The organism is Streptomyces sp. JH14, from assembly GCF_029428675.1.
Classification (GTDB): Bacteria; Actinomycetota; Actinomycetes; order Streptomycetales; family Streptomycetaceae; genus Streptomyces.
Genome location: NZ_JAJNEL010000001.1, coordinates 3,334,590 through 3,356,144 on the forward strand (window position 1 = coordinate 3,334,590; position 21,555 = coordinate 3,356,144).

At 69.9% G+C, this 21,555-nt stretch carries 14 protein-coding genes and 4 tRNA genes; 10 read left to right on the top strand and 8 right to left on the bottom strand.

The window, feature by feature from the left end:
- Positions 1-237: 237 nt before the first annotated feature.
- Together LRD69_RS14950 and LRD69_RS14960 are read right to left on the bottom strand one after the other, a co-directional pair.
- Positions 238-2,499 (bottom strand): DEAD/DEAH box helicase, encoded by a 2,262-nt coding sequence (locus LRD69_RS14950; RefSeq protein ID WP_277327065.1) that lies wholly within the window; start codon positions 2,497-2,499, stop codon positions 238-240.
- 1,026 nt (positions 2,500-3,525) lie between these two features.
- A complete protein-coding gene (locus LRD69_RS14960; protein WP_277327066.1) occupies positions 3,526-3,876 on the bottom strand; it encodes a metallopeptidase family protein in 351 nt (116 codons plus the stop codon).
- 101 nt (positions 3,877-3,977) lie between these two features.
- On the opposite strand from LRD69_RS14960, the gene LRD69_RS14965 reads away from it, so the two are divergent.
- The 4 genes from LRD69_RS14965 to LRD69_RS14980 all read left to right on the top strand — a co-directional run bounded on the left by LRD69_RS14965 (position 3,978) and on the right by LRD69_RS14980 (position 5,887).
- A complete protein-coding gene (locus LRD69_RS14965; RefSeq protein ID WP_277327067.1) occupies positions 3,978-5,522 on the top strand; it encodes a metallophosphoesterase in 1,545 nt (514 codons plus the stop codon).
- A gap of 80 nt (positions 5,523-5,602) precedes the next feature.
- Positions 5,603-5,675: transfer RNA gene (locus LRD69_RS14970), tRNA-Glu, on the top strand.
- A 38-nt stretch (positions 5,676-5,713) separates the two neighbouring features.
- A tRNA-Asp gene (locus LRD69_RS14975) sits at positions 5,714-5,788 on the top strand.
- 22 nt (positions 5,789-5,810) lie between these two features.
- A tRNA-Phe gene (locus LRD69_RS14980) sits at positions 5,811-5,887 on the top strand.
- Between the two features lie 64 nt (positions 5,888-5,951).
- Here the strand turns inward: LRD69_RS14980 and LRD69_RS14985 are convergent.
- Entirely contained in the window at positions 5,952-6,749 is a 798-nt protein-coding gene (locus LRD69_RS14985) for a DsbA family protein (protein WP_277327068.1), read from the bottom strand.
- A gap of 181 nt (positions 6,750-6,930) precedes the next feature.
- On the opposite strand from LRD69_RS14985, the gene hrpA reads away from it, so the two are divergent.
- The 3 genes from hrpA (at position 6,931) to LRD69_RS15000 (ending at position 11,633) form a co-directional block, all read left to right on the top strand.
- The gene (hrpA, locus tag LRD69_RS14990) at positions 6,931-10,908 is read left to right on the top strand and encodes an ATP-dependent RNA helicase HrpA (RefSeq protein ID WP_277327069.1); all 3,978 of its coding nucleotides are present in this window, start codon (positions 6,931-6,933) and stop codon (positions 10,906-10,908) included.
- Between the two features lie 115 nt (positions 10,909-11,023).
- Positions 11,024-11,098 (top strand) — tRNA-Asp (locus LRD69_RS14995).
- A 139-nt stretch (positions 11,099-11,237) separates the two neighbouring features.
- Positions 11,238-11,633 (top strand): DUF6274 family protein, encoded by a 396-nt coding sequence (locus LRD69_RS15000; protein WP_277327070.1) that lies wholly within the window; start codon positions 11,238-11,240, stop codon positions 11,631-11,633.
- A gap of 555 nt (positions 11,634-12,188) precedes the next feature.
- Here the strand turns inward: LRD69_RS15000 and bldC are convergent.
- Positions 12,189-12,395 carry a developmental transcriptional regulator BldC gene (gene bldC / locus LRD69_RS15005; protein WP_003949541.1) on the bottom strand — a complete coding sequence of 69 codons (207 nt, stop codon included), beginning with the start codon at positions 12,393-12,395 and terminating at the stop codon, positions 12,189-12,191.
- Positions 12,396-12,959: 564 nt separating this feature from the next.
- Positions 12,960-13,805: a hypothetical protein gene (locus tag LRD69_RS15010; RefSeq protein ID WP_277327071.1), complete on the bottom strand. Its 846-nt coding sequence runs from the start codon at positions 13,803-13,805 to the stop codon at positions 12,960-12,962.
- 177 nt (positions 13,806-13,982) lie between these two features.
- Here LRD69_RS15010 and LRD69_RS15015 point away from each other — a divergent pair, with 177 nt between their 5' ends.
- Positions 13,983-15,065, top strand: a complete 1,083-nt coding sequence (locus tag LRD69_RS15015) for a Glu/Leu/Phe/Val dehydrogenase dimerization domain-containing protein (RefSeq protein ID WP_277327072.1) — start codon at positions 13,983-13,985, stop codon at positions 15,063-15,065.
- A 333-nt stretch (positions 15,066-15,398) separates the two neighbouring features.
- Positions 15,399-15,656, top strand: coding sequence for a DUF3073 domain-containing protein (locus LRD69_RS15020; RefSeq protein ID WP_030929682.1), 258 nt, complete (start codon positions 15,399-15,401; stop codon positions 15,654-15,656).
- Positions 15,657-15,856: 200 nt separating this feature from the next.
- On the opposite strand, the gene purM is transcribed toward LRD69_RS15020, so the two are convergent.
- Both purM and purF read right to left on the bottom strand, forming a co-directional pair.
- Positions 15,857-16,924 (bottom strand): phosphoribosylformylglycinamidine cyclo-ligase, encoded by a 1,068-nt coding sequence (gene purM / locus LRD69_RS15025; RefSeq protein ID WP_277327073.1) that lies wholly within the window; start codon positions 16,922-16,924, stop codon positions 15,857-15,859.
- Positions 16,925-16,984: 60 nt separating this feature from the next.
- Positions 16,985-18,511, bottom strand: a complete 1,527-nt coding sequence (gene purF / locus LRD69_RS15030) for an amidophosphoribosyltransferase (protein WP_277327074.1) — start codon at positions 18,509-18,511, stop codon at positions 16,985-16,987.
- A 723-nt stretch (positions 18,512-19,234) separates the two neighbouring features.
- Between purF and LRD69_RS15035 the strand changes: the two genes are divergently transcribed.
- Positions 19,235-20,722, top strand: a complete 1,488-nt coding sequence (locus tag LRD69_RS15035) for a sulfatase-like hydrolase/transferase (RefSeq protein WP_277327075.1) — start codon at positions 19,235-19,237, stop codon at positions 20,720-20,722.
- Positions 20,723-20,743: 21 nt separating this feature from the next.
- Here LRD69_RS15035 and LRD69_RS15040 read toward each other — a convergent pair whose 3' ends face one another.
- Positions 20,744-21,532: an META domain-containing protein gene (locus tag LRD69_RS15040; protein WP_277327076.1), complete on the bottom strand. Its 789-nt coding sequence runs from the start codon at positions 21,530-21,532 to the stop codon at positions 20,744-20,746.
- Between the last annotated feature and the right edge of the window lie 23 nt (positions 21,533-21,555).

Here is a 21,555-nt window from a genome sequence, read left to right on the forward strand (position 1 = left end):
AAGGCGCCATGGCGCGTTCCGGGCAGCGAAGAGGTGTGGGGCCCTCTGGTGGTCCCGTGCGTGGACACGGGAAACAAGAAAGTACGTGTGGAGGTACGTGTGTCAGAACCACGCACATAGGAAGCGGAGGCTATCAGCGGATGCACGCGTTGGCATGGCCTGATCACAAAATGCCGAAAGGCCCTGCCTGATGCGGTGCATCGGGCAGGGCCTTTCGGCCTGACGGATCAGCTATGTTCAGCCGTTGCGCTTCCAGCGCGGCTTGTCGTCGCGGCGGCCGAAGGAACCGGTGTTGGTGCCGGTGCCCGTGCCACCACGGTGGTCGTCGCGGCGGCCGGTCGGGCGGTCGCTGCCGCCGGAGCGGAAGCCGCCCGACGGGCGGTCGTCACGACGGTCGCGGTTGAACGGACGGTCGCTGCCACCGGAGCGGAAGCCACCGGACGGGCGGTCGTCACGACGGTCGCGGTTGAACGACGGACGGTCGTCACGGTCGCGGTTGAACGACGGGCGGTCGTTGTCACGACGGAAACCACCCGACGGACGGTCGTCACGACGCTGGAAACCACCACGGTCGCCACCGCGGTCGTCACGACGGTCCCGGTTGAACGACGGACGGTCGTTGTCACGACGGAAACCACCCGACGGACGGTCGTCACGACGCTGGAAACCACCACGGTCGCCGCCACGGTCGTCACGACGGTCCCGGTTGAACGACGGACGGTCGTCACGGTCGCGGTTGAACGACGGACGGTCGTTGTCACGACGGAAACCACCCGACGGACGGTCGTCACGACGCTGGAAACCACCACGGTCGCCACCACGGTCACCGCCGCGGTATCCACCACGGTCGTCCCGGCGGTCGCCACCGCGGTTGTCGCGGCGGTCGAAGTTGCCCCGGTCGTCGCGACGGTCGTCACGCGCGGCCGGCTGCTCCGGCACGGAGACGACGGCCTCGATCGCGGCCTCCGCCTCAGCGGCGGCCTCGGCCACTGCCGCCTCGGGGTCGTCGCCCCGCTCGCGTGCGGCACGGGCAACCAGACGGTCTGCCTCCTCGCGGAGTTCACCGGCGCGGCGCTGGACGCGCTCCAGCTGCTTCGTCAAGTCGGCGACCTCGCGCTCCGCCTGCTTGGCGGCGTTGTTCGCGGAGTCGGCCTGGACCTCGGTCAGCGAACGGGCGCCAGTGATCTCGGCGACCTCCGGGTCGAACGCTCCCGCGCCGCCGACGATGTGGCGCGAGGCGTCGACGCCCGCGTCCTCCATCAGGCGGAAGATCTGGCGGCGCTGGTGCGGCAGCGCCAGCGAGACGACGACACCGGACTTGCCGGCGCGGGCGGTACGGCCCGAGCGGTGCAGGTAGTCCTTGTGGTCACCGGCCGGGTCCACGTTCAGCACCAGGTCGATGCCGTCGACGTGGATACCGCGGGCGGCGACGTCGGTCGCGACGAGCGCGTTGACGTAACCGTCCTTGAAGTCGGCGAGCACGCGGGTACGGGCACCCTGCGTCATGCCGCCGTGCAGCGCGTCCGCCTTGACCCCCGCCTCGACGAGCTGCTCGGCGATGCGGTCGGCACCCAGCTGGGTACGGACGAAGATGATGGTGCGGCCCTTGCGGGCGGCGATGGCGGAGGTGACCGGCGCCTTGTCCTTCGGCTTCACGACGAGGACGTGGTGCGTCATGGTCGTGACGTTGCCCTGGGCGCTGTCGACCTCGTGGCTCACCGGGTTGTTCAGGTAACGCTTGACCAGCGTGCCGATCTCGTTCTCCATCGTGGCGGAGAAGAGCATGCGCTGACCGCCGACCGGAACCTGGTCGAGCAGCTCGGTGACCTCGGGCAGGAAGCCCAGGTCGGACATCTGGTCGGCCTCATCGAGCACGGCGACCTGGACGTTCTCCAGGGAGCAGGCGCCCCGGTTGATGATGTCGCGCAGCCGGCCCGGGGTGGCGACGAGGACGTCGACACCGCGCTCCAGCGCGTAGATCTGGTTGCCCATCGACGTACCGCCGCAGACGACCTTCATCTTCAGGCCGAGCACGTCGCCGTACGGCTGAAGCGCGTCCGCGACCTGCATCGCGAGCTCACGGGTCGGGGTGAGGATGACGGCGCGGGGCTTCTTCTTCTCGGTGTGGCCGCCGGCCAGCGTGGCCAGGGTCGGCAGACCGAAGGAGAGCGTCTTGCCGGAGCCGGTACGGCCGCGGCCCAGGATGTCCTTGCCGGCCAGGGCGTCCGGAATGGTCGCGGCCTGGATCGGGAAGGGCTCGGTCACGCCGTTCTGCGCGAGCTTGCGGACGATGCCCTCGGGCAGGCCCAGGTCCGCGAAGGTGACGGTCGGCTCGGCGTCCGCGTCGTCGGCGGGGGTGATGTCGGTGGTGGCCTCGGCGGAGTCGACGATCTCGGTCGACTCGGACACCTCGGCGGCCTCGGCCACTACGGCCTCGGCGTCGGTGACAATCTCGTCGTTCTCGGGCATGACGGTGTTGTCAGAGCTGAAATTGGACATGCGAAATGCGAAACCTTCCGGAGTCTCGGCACGCGCCCATAACTCCGTGATTCGCAATTTCGACCGCCTCAATGCGGTCCAGCCACGGCAAGGGAGAGTACGCGCCACACGGCGCTCTTCTGTGTCGGCGCCGGGCAATGGGATCAAACGATCTACTACCATACGCACTCTCACCCACATTGCGCAAACCGCACTCTCCCGACCGCGCCCCGAGGCCGGCTCTACACCGGCCCCACCTGCGGTGATACCTCGGGAGTCCGCCTGGTTTCCAGTCGGCCCGGCGCACCCATCGCGCTGTTGCGGAGCTGCGCGGCCGGTGAATCGGACGGCCCCGGCGGCTGATCCGAGGGGGCGGGCGAGTTCGGCGCCTCCGGCGTGGCCGGCCCGGACGGCTCGGAGGGTCCCGACGGCTCCGACGACGGCCCCGCCGACTGCTGCGGCCCGCCGGACCCCGCTTCCGAGGGCATCGGCAGGTGCCCGCCCCGTGTCGGTGCCGGATCACCGGACCCGGCGCTCGCCGGCCCGCCGCCGGGGCCGGCCGATTTGCCCGCAGAGGCGCTCGGGTCCGGCGATCCGGTGGTCTCCCGGTCGAAGTGCGGCTCGGCGCCACTGCCACGGCCGGTACGGGCCCACCCCGCGCCGCCCGTGGTGGAACCGTCCGGCTCGGCCGCCGCCCCCTCGGGCCGGGCCGACCGCGACGGGACCGGTTTCCCGCCGTCGTCGCTGATGCTCATGCAGCCGGTGGACGCGGCGATCGTCACTGCGGTGACGGCTGCCCATCGAACGGGCACGGACAAGGCGGACATCTGGCGCACGGGTGGCACCTCCGGGAGGCGGGGAGCGAAGAGAGGCGGGCAGGGACATGGAGGGGGGCACTGTGCCCAACTCCCGTTCCCCCGCCGGGGACACGCCCTGCGCCCCACCGAACCCCGATCGCCGGACTCCCCCACCCACCCGGCCGCCCCCGGCCCCAAGGGCTCCGCACCCCGCCGCGCCCCGCTCCCGGGCCTTCCGCGTGCCCGCGGATCAGCCGTAACCCAGCGCGTGCAGCCGCTCGTCGTCGATGCCGAAATGGTGGGCGATCTCATGGACGACCGTGATTTCGGTCTCGGCGACCACATCCTCGCGCGACTCGCAGATCCGCAGCGTCGGGCCCCGGTAGATCGTGATCCGGTCCGGCAGCACCCCGGCGTACCACTCACCGCGGTCGGTCAGCGGCGTGCCCTCGTACAGCCCCAGCAGTTCCGGATCGCCGGGGTCCGGTTCGTCCTCGACGAACACCGCGACGTTGTCCATCAGCCGCGTCAGCTCCGGTGGAATGCGGTCCAGGGCCTCGGCGACCAGTTCCTCGAACTCTTCGCGCGTCATCTCCAGCACCCCGCCATTGTCACGTAACCCGGCCCGCCCGGCTCCTGACCGCCACTTCCCGCCACCTCGCGCCCCGCATGGCCGCAGCCTTACCCGGGCATACGCGCCCAATGCCCCGCGACCCGTTCCGCGCAGCAATAGCAACCGCAGTCGCCCGCATCCGCCACCCCTACCGCTCCGCGACCGCCAGCAGCACCACCACCCTGGCCCCCACCCCGCACCCGTACGCCCGCGCCCTGGGCCTCATAGCCGTCGTCGTGTTCGGCGCCTGGCTGGGCCTTTTGATCGTCGGCAATGTCCGTACGCCCGTGGGGCCGATGGACACCACGATGGCCCTACGCCCCTCCCTCACCGGCGGCACGAAGATCAATGTGGCTCCGCTCGGCACCCTGGAGCTGCGCTCCCACATCGCCCCGGTCCGCCTCGACGTCGACGTCGACCGCCTCGACCCGGTGCGCTCCGAGGCACTGGTCCAGCACCCCGAGCGGCTCTCCGGCCTCCAGGAGGAGGTCGGCGCGGATGTCTCCACCGGTACGCGCGATCTCGCCGTGCGCTCCTGCGTCGCCGTCGTCTCCGGTGCCACCGCCCTCGGCCTCGCCGTCTACCGCCGCCCGCGCCGCGCCCTCGCCGCCGGAGGGCTCGCGCTCGCGCTCCTGGCCGCGTCCGGCGTCAGCGCGTACGCCACCTGGAACCCGAAGTCCGTCCTGGAACCGAAGTTCTCCGGACTGCTCTCCAGCGCTCCCTCGGTGGTCGGCGACGCCCGCTCGATCGTCACCGACTTCGACGTCTACCAGCGCGAACTGGCCCGGCTCGTCACCAATGTGACCAAGCTGTACGACGCCACGTCGACGCTCCCCGTCTACCGGCCGGACCCCGCCACCCTCCGCGTCCTGCATGTCTCGGACATCCACCTCAACCCCGTGGCCTGGCAGATCATCGGCTCGCTGGTCCAGCAGTACGACATCGACGTGATCATCGACTCCGGCGACACCATGGACCACGGCTCCGCCGTCGAGAACGGCTTCCTCGACCCGGTCCGCGACCTCGGCGTGCCCTACGTCTGGGTCCGCGGCAACCACGACTCGCGCCTCACGCAGACCTACCTGAAGCGGTTCAGGAACGTGCATGTGCTGGACGACGGCCGTGCGGTGGACGTCGGCGGGCTGCGAGTGGCCGGTATCGGGGACCCCCAGTTCACCCCGGACCGCTCGCTGCCCGCCCAGGGCGCGGCCGCCGAGCGGCTGGCCGGCATGCGGCTCGCCGCCGCGCTGCGCGCCCAGGAGCAGGCCGGCACCCCGGCCGACATCGCCGTCACCCACGAGCCGGACGCGGCCCGCGAGACGGACGGCACGGTTCCCCTGGTCCTCGCCGGCCATGTGCACCACCGGCAGAACGAACTGATGCCCTTCGGCACCCGGCTCAAGGTCGAGGGCTCCACGGGCGGCGGCGGGCTGCGCGCCCTGCAGAGCAGGAAGCCTGAGCCGGTGCGCGCATCGGTGCTCTATCTGGACCGCGCAACGCGCCGTCTGCAGGCCTGGGACGAGATCACGCTCGGCGGTCTCGGCCTGACGACGGCCGAGGTCAGCCGCCATCTGCCGGAGGAGAACACCCCGAACGAGAGCCCTTCGCCGACGACTCCGACGACCTCGCCGTAAACCGTTTTGGCGTTACCTCCGCCCATCCCATATGCTTCTCACGTCCCCGACGCGCTGGAAAGCGCGCAGGTGGGCCCTTAGCCCTCATCGTCTAGTGGCCCAGGACGCCGCCCTTTCAAGGCGGTAGCACGGGTTCGAATCCCGTTGGGGGCACGCTTTAACGTGTGCGAGACTTGTCTCGCACATTGCTTGGTCCTGTGGAGCAGTTTGGAGTGCTCGCCACCCTGTCAAGGTGGAGGCCGCGGGTTCAAATCCCGTCAGGACCGCTGCAGCTCTTATGCGCTGCGTGGCTGGGTAGCTCAGTTGGTACGAGCGATCGCCTGAAAAGCGATAGGTCGCCGGTTCGATCCCGGCCCCAGCCACCACTCGAAGGCCCCGTCCACCGGACGGGGCCTTCGTCGTGTCAGGCCTCTTCCCGCTCCGGGGAGTTCAGGCCAGGAGCGAAGTGACCGGTGTCCGAGGCCATTTGTCGGTGCCCTTGGCGTCCTCGGTGTTCCCGGTCCCGCCGGCCGCCGCCTCGATGACCTGTGCGAAGACGGCCACCGGCTGGTATCCGACGATCGGGCGCCCGTTGACGAGGAACGACGGGGTGGAGGTCGCACCGATGCCGTACGCCTCTGCCTGGTCCCTGCTCACCGCCGCCCGCGCGGCGGGGCTGTCCGCGTCGCGTGCGAACCGGTCGAGGTCCGCCACCCCCGCCTGGCGCGCGAGGGCCGTCAGCCTGGCCTTGCCGAAGCCCTTCTCCTTGACCCCTTCGGCGTACGCGGCGGCGTGGAACTGCCAGAAGCGGTCCTGCTGTCCGGCGGCCCAGGCGGCGCGCGCCGCGGCCTCGGACTCGGCGCCGAAGATCGGGAAGTTGCGCCACTCGATGCGCAGGGTGCCGTTGTCGACGTACTTCTTCACCAGGGCGGGTTCGGTGTCCCGGGCGAACCTCGCGCAGTGGCCGCACGTGAAGTCTGCGTACTCGATGACGACGACCGGCGCGTCCGCCCGTCCCCGCGCCAGCTTGTCCCCCGGATCGCGGCGGGCGAGCTTCACCAGCTCGGGGACGACGCCGGCGGCCGGGCCGGCGGTGGCATCGACGGCCGACGGGGAGACGGCGGGCCGGTGGCCGGGGTCGGTGGCCCGGTAGGAGGCGTAGCCGAGCAGTGCGGCGGCGAGGGCGACGCCGCAGCCGTAGAGCAGCGGCTTCCTGGCGGACGGCTTCGACGAGGGGGCGTGAGGCATGGGCGTGGAATTCTCCGTGCACAGGGGTCTGCGAGGACCGGGAGCCGGGAGTCACAGGACCGGTTGCCCGAAATGGTACGTACTGTGATCCCGCACTTCCGTGCAGTCACCCCGGCCGTGACGCAGACCGCGCGAAATAGGTTCGCCGTTCCTCGGGCCCGGGTGCGATCCTGGGACCCGTATGTCTACTTCCTTTGCCGATCTCCAGTCCCAGCTCGGACAGCTCTCGCTCCGCGACGCGCACCGGCTCGGCCGCCGCCTCGAAGGGGCGCGCCGGATCCGTAAGCCCGAGGCCCGGCAGGCCGTGCTGGACGAGATCGCCACCCAGGCCGGGAAGGCAGCCGAGCGGCTCGCAGCACGCGCCGCTCGGCTGCCCGCCATCTCGTACCCGGAAGAGCTTCCGGTCAGCCAGAAGAAGGACGAGATCCTGGAGGCGATACGCGACCACCAGGTCGTGATCGTCGCCGGTGAGACCGGCTCCGGAAAGACCACGCAGATCCCGAAGATCTGTATGGAGCTGGGACGCGGCGTCCGCGGCATGATCGGGCACACCCAGCCGCGCCGGATCGCGGCCCGTACGGTCGCCGAGCGCGTCGCCGACGAGCTGAAGACCCCGCTCGGCGAGGCGGTCGGCTGGAAGGTCCGCTTCACCGACCAGGTGAACCCGGACGCCACGTTCCTGAAGCTGATGACCGACGGCATCCTGCTCGCCGAGATCCAGACGGACCGCGAGCTGCTCGCCTACGACACGATCATCATCGACGAGGCCCACGAGCGGTCGCTGAACATCGACTTCCTGCTCGGCTATCTGGCCAGGCTGCTGCCCAAGCGCCCGGACCTGAAGGTCGTCATCACCTCGGCGACCATCGACCCGGAGCGCTTCGCCCGGCACTTCGGTGGCGTCGCCGCCGTGGACATGACGGGCGGCGCGGAGCCGCCGGGCGCGCCGATCGTCGAGGTCAGCGGCCGTACGTATCCCGTCGAGGTGCGCTACCGGCCTCTCCTGGAGGAAGAGGGCGACGACTCCGACCGCGACCAGATCACCGCGATCTGCGACGCCGTGGACGAGCTCCAGTCGGAGGGCCCCGGCGACATCCTGGTCTTCCTCTCCGGCGAGCGCGAGATCCGCGACACCGCGGACGCCCTCAACAAGAAGAACCTCCGCCACACCGAGGTGCTCCCGCTCTATGCGCGCCTGTCGCACGCCGAGCAGCACCGGGTGTTCCAGCGCCACACCGGCCGCAGGATCGTTCTGGCGACGAACGTCGCCGAGACCTCGCTGACCGTCCCCGGCATCAAGTACGTGATCGACCCGGGCAACGCCCGCATCTCCCGCTACAGCCACCGCACCAAGGTCCAGCGGCTGCCGATCGAGCGGATCTCGCAGGCCAGCGCCAACCAGCGCAAGGGCCGCTGCGGCCGTACGTCGGACGGCATCTGCATCCGGCTGTACTCCGAGGACGACTTCCTGACCCGCCCGGAGTTCACGGACGCCGAGATCCTCCGCACGAACCTGGCGTCCGTCATCCTCCAGATGACCGCGGCCGGCCTCGGCGACATCGAGAAGTTCCCCTTCATCGACCCGCCGGACCACCGCAACATCCGCGACGGTGTGCAGCTGCTCCAGGAACTCGGCGCGCTCGACCTGGAGGAGAAGTCCCCCGGGGAGGGGAGGAAGGGACAGCGGCTGACGCAGCTGGGACGCAAGCTCTCGCAGCTGCCCGTCGACCCGCGCCTGGCCCGCATGGTCATCGAGGCCGACCGCAACGGCTGCACGCGCGAGGTCATGGTGATCGCCGCCGCGCTCTCCATCCAGGACCCGCGCGAGCGGCCCTCGGACAAGCAGACGCAGGCCGATCAGCAGCACGCCCGCTTCAAGGACGAGACGTCGGACTTCCTGGCGTTCCTGAATCTGTGGCGGTACATCCGCGAGCAGCAGAAGGAACGCGGCTCGTCCAGCTTCCGCCGGATGTGCAAGCAGGAGTACCTGAACTTCCTGCGCATCCGCGAATGGCAGGACATCTACGCGCAGCTGCGCACGGTCGCCAAGCAGATGGGCATCCATCTGAACGAGGAGGACGCGCCCGAGCAGGCGGTGCACACCTCGCTGCTGGCCGGGCTGCTGTCGCACATCGGGCTGAAGGACACCGAGAAGAACGAGTACCTGGGTGCGCGCAGCGCCAAGTTCGCGATCTTCCCGGGGTCGGCGCTCTTCAAGAAGCAGCCGCGGTTCGTGATGTCGGCCGAGCTGGTCGAGACGTCCCGGCTGTGGGCGCGGGTCAACGCCAAGGTCGAGCCGGAGTGGATCGAACCGCTGGCCCAGCATCTGCTGAAGCGCACCTACAGCGAGCCGCACTGGGAGAAGGACCAGGCGGCCGTGATGGCGTACGAGCGGGTCACGCTGTACGGCGTACCGATCGTCGCCCAGCGCAAGATCAATTTCGGCCGTATCGACGCGGAGACGTCCCGCGATCTCTTCATCCGGAACGCACTGGTCGAGGGCGACTGGCGGACGCACCACCAGTTCTTCCACGACAACCGCAAACTTCTCGGCGAGGTCGAGGAGTTGGAGCACCGCGCCCGTCGCCGCGACATCCTCGTGGACGACGAGACGCTCTTCGACTTCTACGACCAGCGGATCCCCGAGCACATCGTCTCCGGTGCGCATTTCGACTCCTGGTGGAAGCACAAGCGCCGCGACGAGCCGGACGCGCTCGACTTCGAGCGCTCGATGCTCATCAACGAGAAGGCCGGGGCCGTCACCAAGGACGACTATCCGGACTCCTGGCGGCAGGGCAAGCTCAAGTTCAAGGTGACGTACCAGTTCGAGCCCGGTACGGACGCGGACGGCGTGACCGTCCATGTCCCGCTCCAGGTGCTCAACCAGGTCACCGCAGAGGGCTTCGACTGGCAGATCCCCGGTCTGCGCGAAGAGGTCGTCACCGAGCTGATCCGGTCCCTGCCCAAGCCGATCCGCCGGCATTACGTCCCCGCGCCGAACTACGCGGGCAAGTTCCTGGACCGGGCGGTGCCCCTGCAGGAGCCGCTGCCGGCCACACTCGCGCGCGAGCTCCAGCGGATGGTCGGCGTCCCCGTCTCCGCCGACGACTTCGACCTGTCCCGGATCCCGGACCACCTGAAGATCACGTTCCGGATCGTCGACGAGCGGCGCCGCAGGGTGGCAGAGGACAAGGACCTGGAGGCGCTGAAGCTGCAGCTGCGCCCCAAGGCCCGCCAGGCCCTCTCCAAGGCCGCTGCGGCCACTGCGGGCCCGTCGGGCGAGTCCATCGAGCGGTCGGGCCTCACGAACTGGACGATCGGCACCCTGAACCGGGTCTTCGAGACCCGGCGGGCCGGCCAGCCGGTCAAGGCGTACCCGGCGCTCGTCGACCAGGGCGAGACCGTGGCCGTGCGCCTCTTCGACACCGAGGCCGAGCAAATGCAGTCCATGTGGCGCGGCACCCGGAAGCTGATCCTGCTGAACATCCCGGTGAACCCGGCCAAGTTCGCCTCGGACAAGCTGACGAACCAGCAGAAGCTGGCCCTGTCGCGCAATCCGCACGGCTCCATCCAGGCGCTGTTCGAGGACTGCGCGACCGCGGCCGCGGACCGGCTGATCGCCGCGCACGGCGGGCCGGCCTGGGACGAGGAGTCGTTCCGGAAGCTGTACGACAAGGTCCGCGCCGACCTCGTCGCGCTGACCGAGCACACGGTCGCCCAGGTCCAGCAGGTACTGGCCGCCTGGCAGGCCTGCGAGCGGCGCCTGAAGGCCACCGGCAGCCTCGTCCTGGTCAACAACGTCACCGATGTGCGGGACCAGCTCTCGGCCCTCGTACCGCCGGGATTCGTCACCGCGACCGGGCTGCGCAGGCTGCCCGACCTGATGCGCTATCTGGTCGCCGCGGACCGCCGGCTCCAGCAGATGCCGACGGCCGTCCAGCGCGACACCACGCGCATGGAGAAGGTCCACGAGATGCAGGACGAGTACGCCTGGCTGCTCGAACAGATGCCACAGGGCAGGCCTGTTCCGCAGGAGGTCCTGGACATTCGCTGGATGATCGAGGAGCTCCGGGTCAGCTATTTCGCCCACGCCCTGGGCACCGCGTACCCCGTCTCCGACAAGCGGATCGTGAAGGCGATCGACGCCGCGGCGCCGTGATCCGCATGGCCGGGAGGGCGTAACCGGACCACCACCTGGAGTGAGGTCGACCAGAGCCTCCAAACTCCTGTACAGTCTGTTTTCGCAGGCAGCCGCAAGGCGGCCGCGAAAACCTGGTCCTGTGGAGCAGTTTGGAGTGCTCGCCACCCTGTCAAGGTGGAGGCCGCGGGTTCAAATCCCGTCAGGACCGCAGTAACGAAAGCCCGGATCCCCAAGGATCCGGGCTTTCGCGTGTCTTGACTCCGGCAACTGCCAACGAGTACTCAGACAACAGGGGCTGCCCCTGTTCCTCGGCGCGGGGCGGCGCGTTCCACCGGGAGGTGGCGCGGATGGCTGCATCCACAGCGAGGCACGAGACCCGCGCACTGCTGCGCGCACACCTGGCGGCCGCTTCCGGCTACCGACATCTCACCCGGCACTGCCCGATCTGCCACCGGCTCCTGCGGCTCGCCATGGAACCCTCCGACGACGCCATGGAACCCTCCGCCGACTTCCTGCAGTCCGCCGGCGGCCTCACGGCGGCGAACGCCCCCGTGGCGGCCGCCACAGAGCCCATGGAGCCCACGACGGCCGCCGGCCCCTCTCCCTCCTCCGCACCGCCCGGCTTACCCGGCGGTGCGTCAGCGGCCGTTCCGGACACCGCCGTCATCGCCGCGTCCGCCCACGGCCCCGACGCACCGGCCGGCGGGGCGAGGGCCGAAAGCGGAAGTCCCGTCGCCCCGTGACCGATGGCCGCGAATTCCACTTCCGCGCAGTGCCGGGATCGGCCTTGGCAAGACCAGGGCCATGTGACGGGAGTCACTGAAAGTGTTTTGAGAAAGGGTCACTTTACACCCTTCCTACAACTGGCGAATTTAATATGTGCAATTGCACCCCCCGGACGGGGTCATCACGGGACCGCCGGGAGAGCGCTTCGGGCCCCTCCGACAGGGTCGAACAGACCCGCACGACAGCCGGCGACAAGCCGCCGCGCAGCCGATCCCCAGGCTGATCCCAGGCCGGTCCCGGGCTGGGGGCAGGCCGGTCCCGGCCGGTCCCGGGCCGGTCCCGGGCCGGTCCCGGACTGATCCCGGACTGATCCCGGGCCCGCCGCCCGTCCGCGCGGGCACAAAAAAGATCGCGCTGGACCCGGCGGAGTCCAGCGCGATCAAAACGACTTACCCGTATTGCACAGGAATGGCGCCCGTTGGGGCGAGCGCCCGTCGTGTGGAGCTATGGGTGGGCGAACACGGGTTGGGGGACCCGGGCAGCCCGGTTGTGGCGCGGCGACAGGGGGTGTGTCAGGCCTCGCTGCGCTGCTGCGGAATACCCGCAAGCAGTGCGCGGACCTCTGCCTCGCGGTACCGGCGATGTCCACCGAGCGTGCGGATGGACGTGAGCTTGCCTGCTTTGGCCCAACGGGTGACCGTCTTCGGGTCCACGCGGAACATCGTGGCAACCTCAGCCGGGGTCAGCAGCGGCTCGGCATCAGGGGTGCGAGCGGTCATGAGCGGCCTCCTCGGGAGAACCGAACCATCTCGGTTCTTTCCTCTAAATTCTGCACCTTGGCCCACGTTGCCCGAAATGGCGGACGCGGGCCGAGTCGGTTATAGGACGAACGGCTTGTCCTCGGCACTACAACTACACCATCCGTCCAGCCGCGTCGGCCAAACCGATGGAATTGCCCTCCCAGGTGTTCATCAGCGACGGAAGCCGATGGACCATGCCATAGCGGACAGTCACACCACCGTGACGATCAGTCACAGAGCGATCAGGAGCCATCAGACCCCCCATAGCGTGCAATGCTGAGTATTCCGCCCATACTTGGACGGATGAAGTCCTCCCCGGACTCCTTGTCCTATTTTGGCACGAGGAGTAGGGAAGGGCGCAAGAGCCCCGTTAGTGCTATCCGTCACCCTTGAGTCAAAGGCCCGGTTCGGGACGTAGGTCCTAAGGCCACAGGATCGCACCCCCGCCCCTTGGCCCCCACCACTCTCACGCGTCACGCGGAACAACGGTTCAGGCCCGGTCCTGCCGGACCCGGTCGGAGGCCCGGCCGGACTCGATCGGGGTCAGTTGGCGAACTGACGGTCCCTCACGGCCCGCCACCGCTCGGCCAGCCGCCCGTACGCCTCGCCCGCCTTCTCGGTGTCGCCGGCCTGGAGCGCCGCGATGCCCTCGGCTACGTCCAGCGCCGACCGGTCCTCCGCGAGCTGCTTCGCCGACAGGGTGTGCACGAGGCCGCCGTAGTCCAGCTCGACCAGTGCGCGCGGATGGAACTCCTCCAGCCAGCGCCCCACGTCCACCAGCCCTTCGGTCAGCGGGCCCTCGTCGGCGCTCTCGCGCAGCGCCTTCAGCGCCCGGGCCAGCCGGCGCCGCGCCTGCACCATCGGGGTCCGGTAGCGCAGCACCGGCGCCTCCCCCTCGGCATCCGCCTCGGCGTGCTCCCGCTCCTCGTCGGAGAAAAGAACGAACCAGCGCACGGGGACCTGCCACACCGTGGTCCGGATCCACGGCCGGGCGTCCGGATTGCGCTCCGCCCACCGCTCGTGGTCCGCGACCGCCTGCCCGCGCACCACCGGCGGCAGCACCGCGTCCAGCACCGGGGCCGGGAACATCTCCGCCAGCTCCTCCAGCGCCAGCCAGCCGCGCAGCCGGGTCCGCCACGGACAGACGCAGACCACACCGTCCACCTCGGCGACGAACGCGTCCCCGCTCTCGTGCACCGGCACCCCCACCGGCGGGGTGGCCACCAAGTCCGCCAGCGAACGCCGCAGTTCGTCCTGGGCCGTGGGAATGCGGGCACGCCCCGCGTACCGGGCCCAGTGGGCGCGCTCCGGTTCCGGGAAGGCGGCCAGCGGTTCGTAGACCCGGAGATAGGACGCGTAGGGGACGAGCACCGAAGACTCCACCGACATGGAGCAAATCGTGTCACGCCCGTACTCCGCCAGGGGGTGATCCTCAGCACTGGAACAGATCTGCGTCTCCGCAGGACTTACGCTCTTGCCCAAGCCGGACCGGCCGCACCGGTCGGTCCGGGACCCTCCCCACCTTCAGGAGGGTCTTCCGCCGCTTCGTACTTGGGAGTCACCACAGTGACCGATGTGACCGACGGCGTCCTGCACACCCTGTTCCACTCGGATCAGGGGGGCCACGAGCAAGTCGTGCTCTGCCAGGACCGTGCCAGCGGCCTCAAGGCCGTCATCGCCATCCACTCCACCGCCCTGGGCCCGGCCCTGGGCGGCACCCGCTTCTATCCGTACGCCTCCGAGGAGGAGGCCGTCGCGGATGCGCTGAACCTGGCGCGCGGCATGTCGTACAAGAACGCCATGGCCGGTCTCGACCACGGTGGCGGCAAGGCCGTCATCATCGGCGACCCCGAGAAGATCAAGACCGAGGAACTGCTGCTGGCGTACGGCCGGTTCGTGGCCTCGCTCGGCGGGCGTTACGTGACCGCCTGCGACGTCGGCACGTATGTCGCCGACATGGACGTCATCGCGCGCGAGTGCCGGTGGACCACCGGCCGCTCCCCGGAGAACGGCGGCGCCGGGGACTCCTCGGTCCTCACCGCGTTCGGCGTCTTCCAGGGCATGCGGGCCTCGGCCCAGCACCTCTGGGGGGACCCGACGCTGCGTGGCCGAAAAGTGGGGGTCGCGGGCGTCGGCAAGGTCGGCCGCCACCTCGTCGAGCATCTTCTGTCGGACGGCGCCGAGGTCGTCATCACGGACGTACGGGACGAGTCGGTGCGCCGGATCACCGAACTCCACCCGGAGGTCTCGGTCGCCGCGGACACCGCCGCGCTGATCCGTACGGAGGGCCTCGACATCTACGCCCCGTGCGCGCTCGGCGGGGCACTGAACGACGACACCGTTCCGGTGCTCACGGCCAAGGTGGTGTGCGGTGCGGCCAACAACCAGCTCGCGCATCCGGGCGTCGAAAAGGACCTCGCAGACCGTTCGATCCTGTACGCCCCCGACTACGTGGTGAACGCGGGCGGTGTCATCCAGGTCGCCGACGAGCTGCACGGCTTCGACTTCGACCGGTGCAAGGCGAAGGCGTCGAAGATCTTCGACACCACGCTGGCCATATTCGCACGTGCGAAGGAAGACGGCATTCCGCCGGCCGCAGCGGCCGACCGGATCGCCGAGCAGCGGATGTTCGAGGCGCGCCGCCGCTGATCCGGTCACCGAGGGTCGCGAGAGCCTCACCGGGCGTCTTCCCGTCCGCGGCCTCCACGGGCCCACCGATCCGCCGACCTGCGAGACAAGACTCACGCCGGTCGGCGGGTCGCATGCCAAGAAGAGGTTAAAATCGCAGTTGACCAGCGAGGACAGGGCTTCTTGCTGGTCCTGTTCCGGGGCGTGTGATGCGGGCGGCGTACCGTATGGCCACGGAAGCAGGTACCGTTAAAGCCCTACGGGCACGGTCTCTCTGCCGAGAGTCCGTCCTGAAACATGAACGCGTGTCAAGACTCTGGGGCCGTCGAGCCCCGTCACCGAGGGGGTCGAGCCATGGGGCGCGGCCGGGCAAAGGCCAAGCAGACAAAGGTCGCCCGCCAGCTGAAGTACAGCAGCGGCGGGACTGACCTGTCGCGTCTGGCCAATGAGCTGGGCGCATCGCCTTCGAGTCAGCCACCGAACGCAGAGCCGTTCGAGGACGACGACGAGGAAGATGACCCGTACGCACAGTACGCGGATCTGTACAACGACGACGAGGACGAGGACGAGGACGATCAGTCCGGTCCGTCGTCACAGCGCCGCGGCGCTTGACCTCGCGCTGACACAACAACCCGGTCCGGGCCTGCCCGGACCGGGTTCTGTGCTGTCCCGGTCCGAATGAATCCTCAGCGTCCGGCTGCAGCGGCTCCGTCCGGCCGGACGGTCCATGACCGGCGGGTGTGCCGCCGACTGCTCCACGTCGCCGGGCAGGCGTGACCTCACACCTGCCCGGCGGCCGAGGGCGCAGCGTCTCAGCGCGCGTACGAACCCGTGAGCTCGGCGCCGGTCGCGTGCGCGCCGCGCTCCGTGATCTCGCCGGCGACCCAGGAGTCGACCCCGCGGTCGGCCAGCGTCGTCAGCGCGGCGTCCACCGATCCCTCGGGGACGATCGCGATCATGCCGACGCCCATGTTGAGCGTCTTCTCCAGCTCCAGCTGCTCGACCTGCCCGGCCTTGCCGACCAGATCGAAGACCGCACCGGGCGTCCAGGTGGAGCGGTCGACCGTGGCGTGCAGACCGTCCGGGATGACCCGGGCCAGGTTGTTGGCGAGACCGCCGCCGGTGACGTGGCTGAAGCCGTGCACCTCGGTCGTACGGGTCAGCGCCAGGCAGTCCAGCGAGTAGATCTTCGTGGGCTCCAGGAGCTCCTCACCGAGGGTGCGGCCGAACTCCTCGACGTCCCGGTCCAGCGCCCAGCCGGCCCGGTCGAAGACGACGTGGCGGACGAGCGAGTACCCGTTGGAGTGAAGTCCGGACGACGCCATCGCGATGACCGCGTCACCCTTACGGATACGGTCCGGGCCGAGCAGCCGGTCGGCCTCGACGACGCCCGTACCGGCGCCCGCGACATCGAAGTCGTCCGGGCCGAGCAGACCGGGGTGCTCGGCGGTCTCGCCGCCGACCAGGGCGCAGCCCGCCAGGACACAGCCTTCGGCGATGCCCTTCACGATGGACGCGACGCGCTCGGGGTGCACCTTGCCGACGCAGATGTAGTCGGTCATGAACAGCGGTTCGGCGCCGCAGACGACCAGGTCGTCGACGACCATGCCGACGAGGTCGTGGCCGATCGTGTCGTACACGCCCATCTGGCGGGCGAGGTCGACCTTCGTGCCGACGCCGTCGGTGGCGGAGGCGAGCAGCGGACGCTCGTAACGCTTCAGCGCCGAGGCGTCGAAGAGGCCGGCGAAACCGCCGAGGCCGCCGAGGACCTCGGGGCGCCGCGTCTTCTTCACCCACTCCTTCATGAGCTCGACGGCACGGTCACCGGCCTCGATGTCGACGCCCGCTGCCGCGTAGGAAGCACCTGTTGTCTCAGACATTGCCTGGGATCTTTCGTGTGGAAATACGGGGCTGGTGGCAGGGCTGGGGTGCCTGGCCGGTCACGGACGACGCAGGGCGTCGGTCGCTGCGGTGGCCGCGGGGCCCGCCGCCAGCTCGGTCTCCAGCAGCTGCTTGCCGAGCAGCTCCGGGTCCGGGAGCTCCATCGGGTACTCGCCGTCGAAGCAGGCACGGCACAGGTTCGGCTTGGCGATCGTCGTCGCTTCGATCATCGCGTCGAGCGAGATGTACGCGAGCGAGTCGGCCCCCATCGACGTGCAGATCTCGTCGACGGACATGCCGTTGGCGATCAGCTCGGCGCGGGTCGCGAAGTCGATACCGAAGAAGCAGGGCCACTTCACCGGCGGGGACGAGATCCGGATGTGGATCTCGGCGGCTCCGGCCTCACGGAGCATCCGGACCAGTGCGCGCTGCGTGTTGCCGCGGACGATCGAGTCGTCGACGACCACCAGGCGCTTGCCCTTGATGACTTCCTTGAGCGGGTTCAGCTTGAGGCGGATACCCAGCTGGCGAATGGTCTGGGACGGCTGGATGAAGGTCCGGCCGACGTACGCGTTCTTGACCAGACCGGCGCCGAACGGGATGCCGCTGGCCTCCGCGTAGCCGATGGCGGCGGGGGTGCCGGACTCCGGAGTCGCTATGACCAGATCGGCCTCGACCGGGGCCTCGGCGGCCAGCTTGCGGCCCATCTCCACCCGGGAGAGGTACACGTTCCGCCCGGCGATGTCGGTGTCGGGGCGGGCCAGATAGACGTACTCGAAGACACAGCCCTTGGGCTTCGCTTCCGCGAAGCGCGAGGTGCGCAGGCCGTTCTCGTCGATGGCGACGAGCTCGCCGGGCTCGATCTCACGGACGAAGCTGGCGCCGCAGATGTCGAGGGCGGCGGACTCGGAGGCCACCACCCAGCCGCGCTCCAGCCGGCCGAGGACCAGCGGGCGGATGCCCTGCGGGTCGCGGGCCGCGTAGAGGGTGTGTTCGTCCATGAACACGAGCGAGAAGGCGCCCTTGACGTCGGGAAGCACCTTGGCGGCGGCCTCCTCGATGGTCAGCGGCTTGCCGTCGTCGTCGGTCTGGCCGGCGAGCAGAGCGGTCACCAGATCGGTGTCGTTCGTCGCGGCGACCTGGGTGGCGCGGCCGTCCTTGCGGGGAAGGTCGGCGACCATCTCGGCGAGCTGGGCCGTATTGACCAGGTTGCCGTTGTGACCCAGGGCGATCGAGCCGTGCGCAGTGGCACGGAACGTCGGCTGCGCGTTCTCCCACACCGAGGCACCGGTGGTGGAGTAGCGGGCATGACCGACCGCGATATGGCCCTGGAGAGATCCCAGAGACGTTTCGTCGAAGACCTGCGAGACCAGTCCCATGTCCTTGAAGACCAGGATCTGGGACCCGTTGCTCACTGCGATGCCCGCGGACTCCTGTCCACGGTGCTGCAGGGCATACAGTCCGAAATAGGTGAGCTTGGCGACCTCTTCACCCGGAGCCCAGACACCGAAGACGCCACAAGCGTCCTGGGGGCCTTTCTCTCCGGGGAGCAGGTCGTGGTTGAGTCGTCCATCACCACGGGGCACGCCACCGAGTGTAGGCGAGATCGACCACCGGTCCGAATTGGGGACACCTCGCCCGAGCGCCGGGGACGAGCACCGGGACTGCGTGTGCCGGGTGCATCGGCTGATCACAGACAGTGACGGTTGCCCCTTTCGGGCGGGATACGGGGCGGCCCGGGAGGGGCCGCGGGGCGGTCGCGGCCCGGCCTTCCGGGGGCTACCGGCGAGTTCAGGCCAGGGGCGTCATGAGGGGCGGCGGCCCCGGGAGCCCGGCCGGGAAGCCGGCCGACGGGCCGAAGCGGGCGCCGGCCGAACACCCGTTTCGTGGTGAGCCTCACATCGACCGGGGGCGCTGCGCCGGGTCCGGAGGTGCATGGCGCTCCGTCCGGGGCGAGTTGCGCGCCGTCCGGAGTGCGAGACCGGCGTTGACAGGCGCATGCCCTCTTGGCAGGCTCCTGCCCCATGCAGCCCCTCGGTGATCGCTCGGTCACGCTTGTGGAGCGCCGCCACGTCGATCTGGGACGTGTCGCGAGCGCCATCTGTCGCTGCGCCTGACGTCCGCGACGCGCCACACCTCGCGCCAGGCCTGAGCCCCGCTCCCTGCGCAGGCGCCTCCCCTCTCCGCCTCCCTCACCCGTACCCGCACCCGCCGTGCGTCCGCGTGTCCTCACCTGACGCCTGACGGGTTCGTCCGGGCCTTCCCTCTCCGCCCCGCCGTGCGCGGCCGAGCCCTGCCCTGGAGCAGTCATGCCTTCTCGCGATGCAAGCAACTCGAACAACGGAACGGATTCGGCGTCGCTGACCCGGCGCGCCTTCGGGACCGCCGTCGGCGCCACCGCCGCCACCGCCGCCGTCGGCATCCCGGTCGCCGCGGCCACACCCGCCTCCGCCGCCCCGGCAGCTTCCGCCCAGGCCGGCGACCACCCGGAGGCCACCCGGGAACGGCCCTTCCGGGCGGCCCGCGGCAAGCACTCCCGGCGGCCCAACATCCTCTTCATCCTCGGCGACGACCTCGGCTGGGCCGACCTCTCCTCGTACGGCTCCCCGCACATCCACACCCCGAACCTGGACCGGCTGGGCCGCCAGGGCGTGCGGTTCACGGACGCCTACGCCGGGTCCGCGACCTGCTCCCCCACCCGGTTCAGCCTCTACACCGGGCGCTATCCGGGCCGTACGAGGGGCGGTCTCGCCGAGCCCATCGCGGACCGCTCGGTCGGCCTCGAACCCACCCATCCGACGCTCGCCTCGCTGCTGCGCGGCGTCGGATACAGCACCGCACTGATCGGCAAGTGGCACTGCGGCTATCTGCCGGACTACAGCCCCACCAGGTCGGGCTGGGACGAGTTCTTCGGGAACTTCGGCGGGGCGCTGGAGTACTACTCCAAGCTCGGCCTCGGCGGCGAGTACGACCTGTTCGAGGGCGACGCCGAGTACAAGGACCTGCGCTACTACACGCGGATTCTGACCGAGCGGGCGAGCGCGTACGTACAACGCGGCCACGACAGGCCGTGGCTGCTCAACCTGAACTTCACCACCCCGCACTGGCCGTGGATCGCGGAGGGCGACACGGCCGAGAGCGCCGAGATCGTCCGCAAGATCAGGGCCGGAGGCCTGGCCGGGCTGTTCCACGCGGACGGGGGTTCGGTCGAGAAGTACAAGCAGATGGTCGAGGACCTGGACCGCTCGGTCGGCGAGGTGCTGAAGGCACTCGAGCGGTCCGGCCAGGAGGAGGACACGCTGGTCTTCTTCGCGAGCGACAACGGCGGCGAGCGGTTCTCGTACCAATGGCCGCTCTCCGGGAACAAGTCCTCGCTGCAGGAGGGCGGCATCCGGGTACCGGCGGTGCTGCGCTGGCCGGCCAGGATCGACCCGCACCAGGTGAGCGGTCTGCCGGTGTTCTCGCCGGACTGGACGGCGACGCTGCTGGAGCTCGGCGGCGCGCGGCCGGACCCCGCGTACCCGCTGGACGGCATCAGCCTCGCCGGGTACCTGCTGAGGGGCGAGGAGCCGAAGGAGCGGGACCTGTTCTGGCGGGTGCGCGGGGAGCGGGCGCTGCGGCGCGGCGACTGGAAGTACTACCGGGGCAAGGGAGGGGCCGACCAGCTGTTCCAGCTCGCCCATGACCAGCGGGAACAGGCGGACCGTGCGCAGGCCGAGCCGGCGCTGCTGGCCGAGCTGCGGGCGTCCTGGGAGAGGACGGACGCCGGCCTGCTGCCGTACCCGACGGGGTCCTGAACCACCTCCCGGGTGCGGGTGTCACGTCCCGGGTGCGGGTGCCGTCGCGCTGAAGCCCTCGCCGTTCGCCGCGGTGAGGGTCAGCGTTCGGTGATCGATCCGGTACGTGGCCCGCCCGTCCAGGATCGCGAGCAGTGCACGCTCCACCTTCATCTGCGGATCCGGGCACATCGTCTTGGTGCCGTTGATCCGGCCGAACGTGATGCCCGCGCCGGAGACCGTCGCGGCGCCGCGGATCTGGTTGCAGCCGGGGCTGCCCGCCACGGAGTCGTCCTTGCCGAAGGTCAGCCGCGCCTTCTTCTCCGCACCGGCGGGCAGCGACGAGGCGACCGAGCCGGAGACCAGAGCGGTGACGGTCCAGGTGGTGCCGATGAGCGGGGCCGAAGGCTCCGAGGTGAAGGCGATGGTGTCGCCCTTCGCCGTGGTCAGGGTCAGGCCCTTCTCCGTCACAGCAGCGGTGAGTCTGCCGCTGAACGTGCTGGACAGGGCCCGCTCGAACTGCTGAAGATTTTTCTCGCAGCCCATCTCGGTGGTCGTGGCCGGCTTCACGGTGACCGTGCCGCCGTCCACGCGGACCGGGGCGGTGAAGTGGTTGCAGCCGAAGTTCCCGGTGGCCCTGCCGTCAGGCGTGATCGTGACGTGGGCGCCGTCCGGGGCCACGGTCCTCTTCCCTCCGACCGTCACCGCATCGACGTTCCAGTGGACGCCGATGACAGGCTGGTCGGTCCGTACGGTGCCGCTGCCGTCGTCGGACCCCGGCTCCGTACCGCACGCGGTGAGGGTGAGGAGAGCCAGGACACTGACAGTCATTCGTTGTCCGAACATGGCCCTGT

Coding starts and splice junctions, on each gene's coding strand:
- LRD69_RS14950 (WP_277327065.1), bottom strand. CDS start 2,499: ATGTCCAATTTCAGCTCTGACAACACCGTCATGCCCGAGAACGACGAG.
- LRD69_RS14965 (WP_277327067.1), top strand. CDS start 3,978: ATGCCCCGCGACCCGTTCCGCGCAGCAATAGCAACCGCAGTCGCCCGC.
- LRD69_RS14985 (WP_277327068.1), bottom strand. CDS start 6,749: ATGCCTCACGCCCCCTCGTCGAAGCCGTCCGCCAGGAAGCCGCTGCTC.
- hrpA (WP_277327069.1), top strand. CDS start 6,931: ATGTCTACTTCCTTTGCCGATCTCCAGTCCCAGCTCGGACAGCTCTCG.
- LRD69_RS15000 (WP_277327070.1), top strand. CDS start 11,238: ATGGCTGCATCCACAGCGAGGCACGAGACCCGCGCACTGCTGCGCGCA.
- bldC (WP_003949541.1), bottom strand. CDS start 12,395: ATGACCGCTCGCACCCCTGATGCCGAGCCGCTGCTGACCCCGGCTGAG.
- LRD69_RS15010 (WP_277327071.1), bottom strand. CDS start 13,805: ATGTCGGTGGAGTCTTCGGTGCTCGTCCCCTACGCGTCCTATCTCCGG.
- LRD69_RS15020 (WP_030929682.1), top strand. CDS start 15,399: ATGGGGCGCGGCCGGGCAAAGGCCAAGCAGACAAAGGTCGCCCGCCAG.
- purM (WP_277327073.1), bottom strand. CDS start 16,924: ATGTCTGAGACAACAGGTGCTTCCTACGCGGCAGCGGGCGTCGACATC.
- LRD69_RS15035 (WP_277327075.1), top strand. CDS start 19,235: ATGCCTTCTCGCGATGCAAGCAACTCGAACAACGGAACGGATTCGGCG.
- LRD69_RS15040 (WP_277327076.1), bottom strand. CDS start 21,532: ATGACTGTCAGTGTCCTGGCTCTCCTCACCCTCACCGCGTGCGGTACG.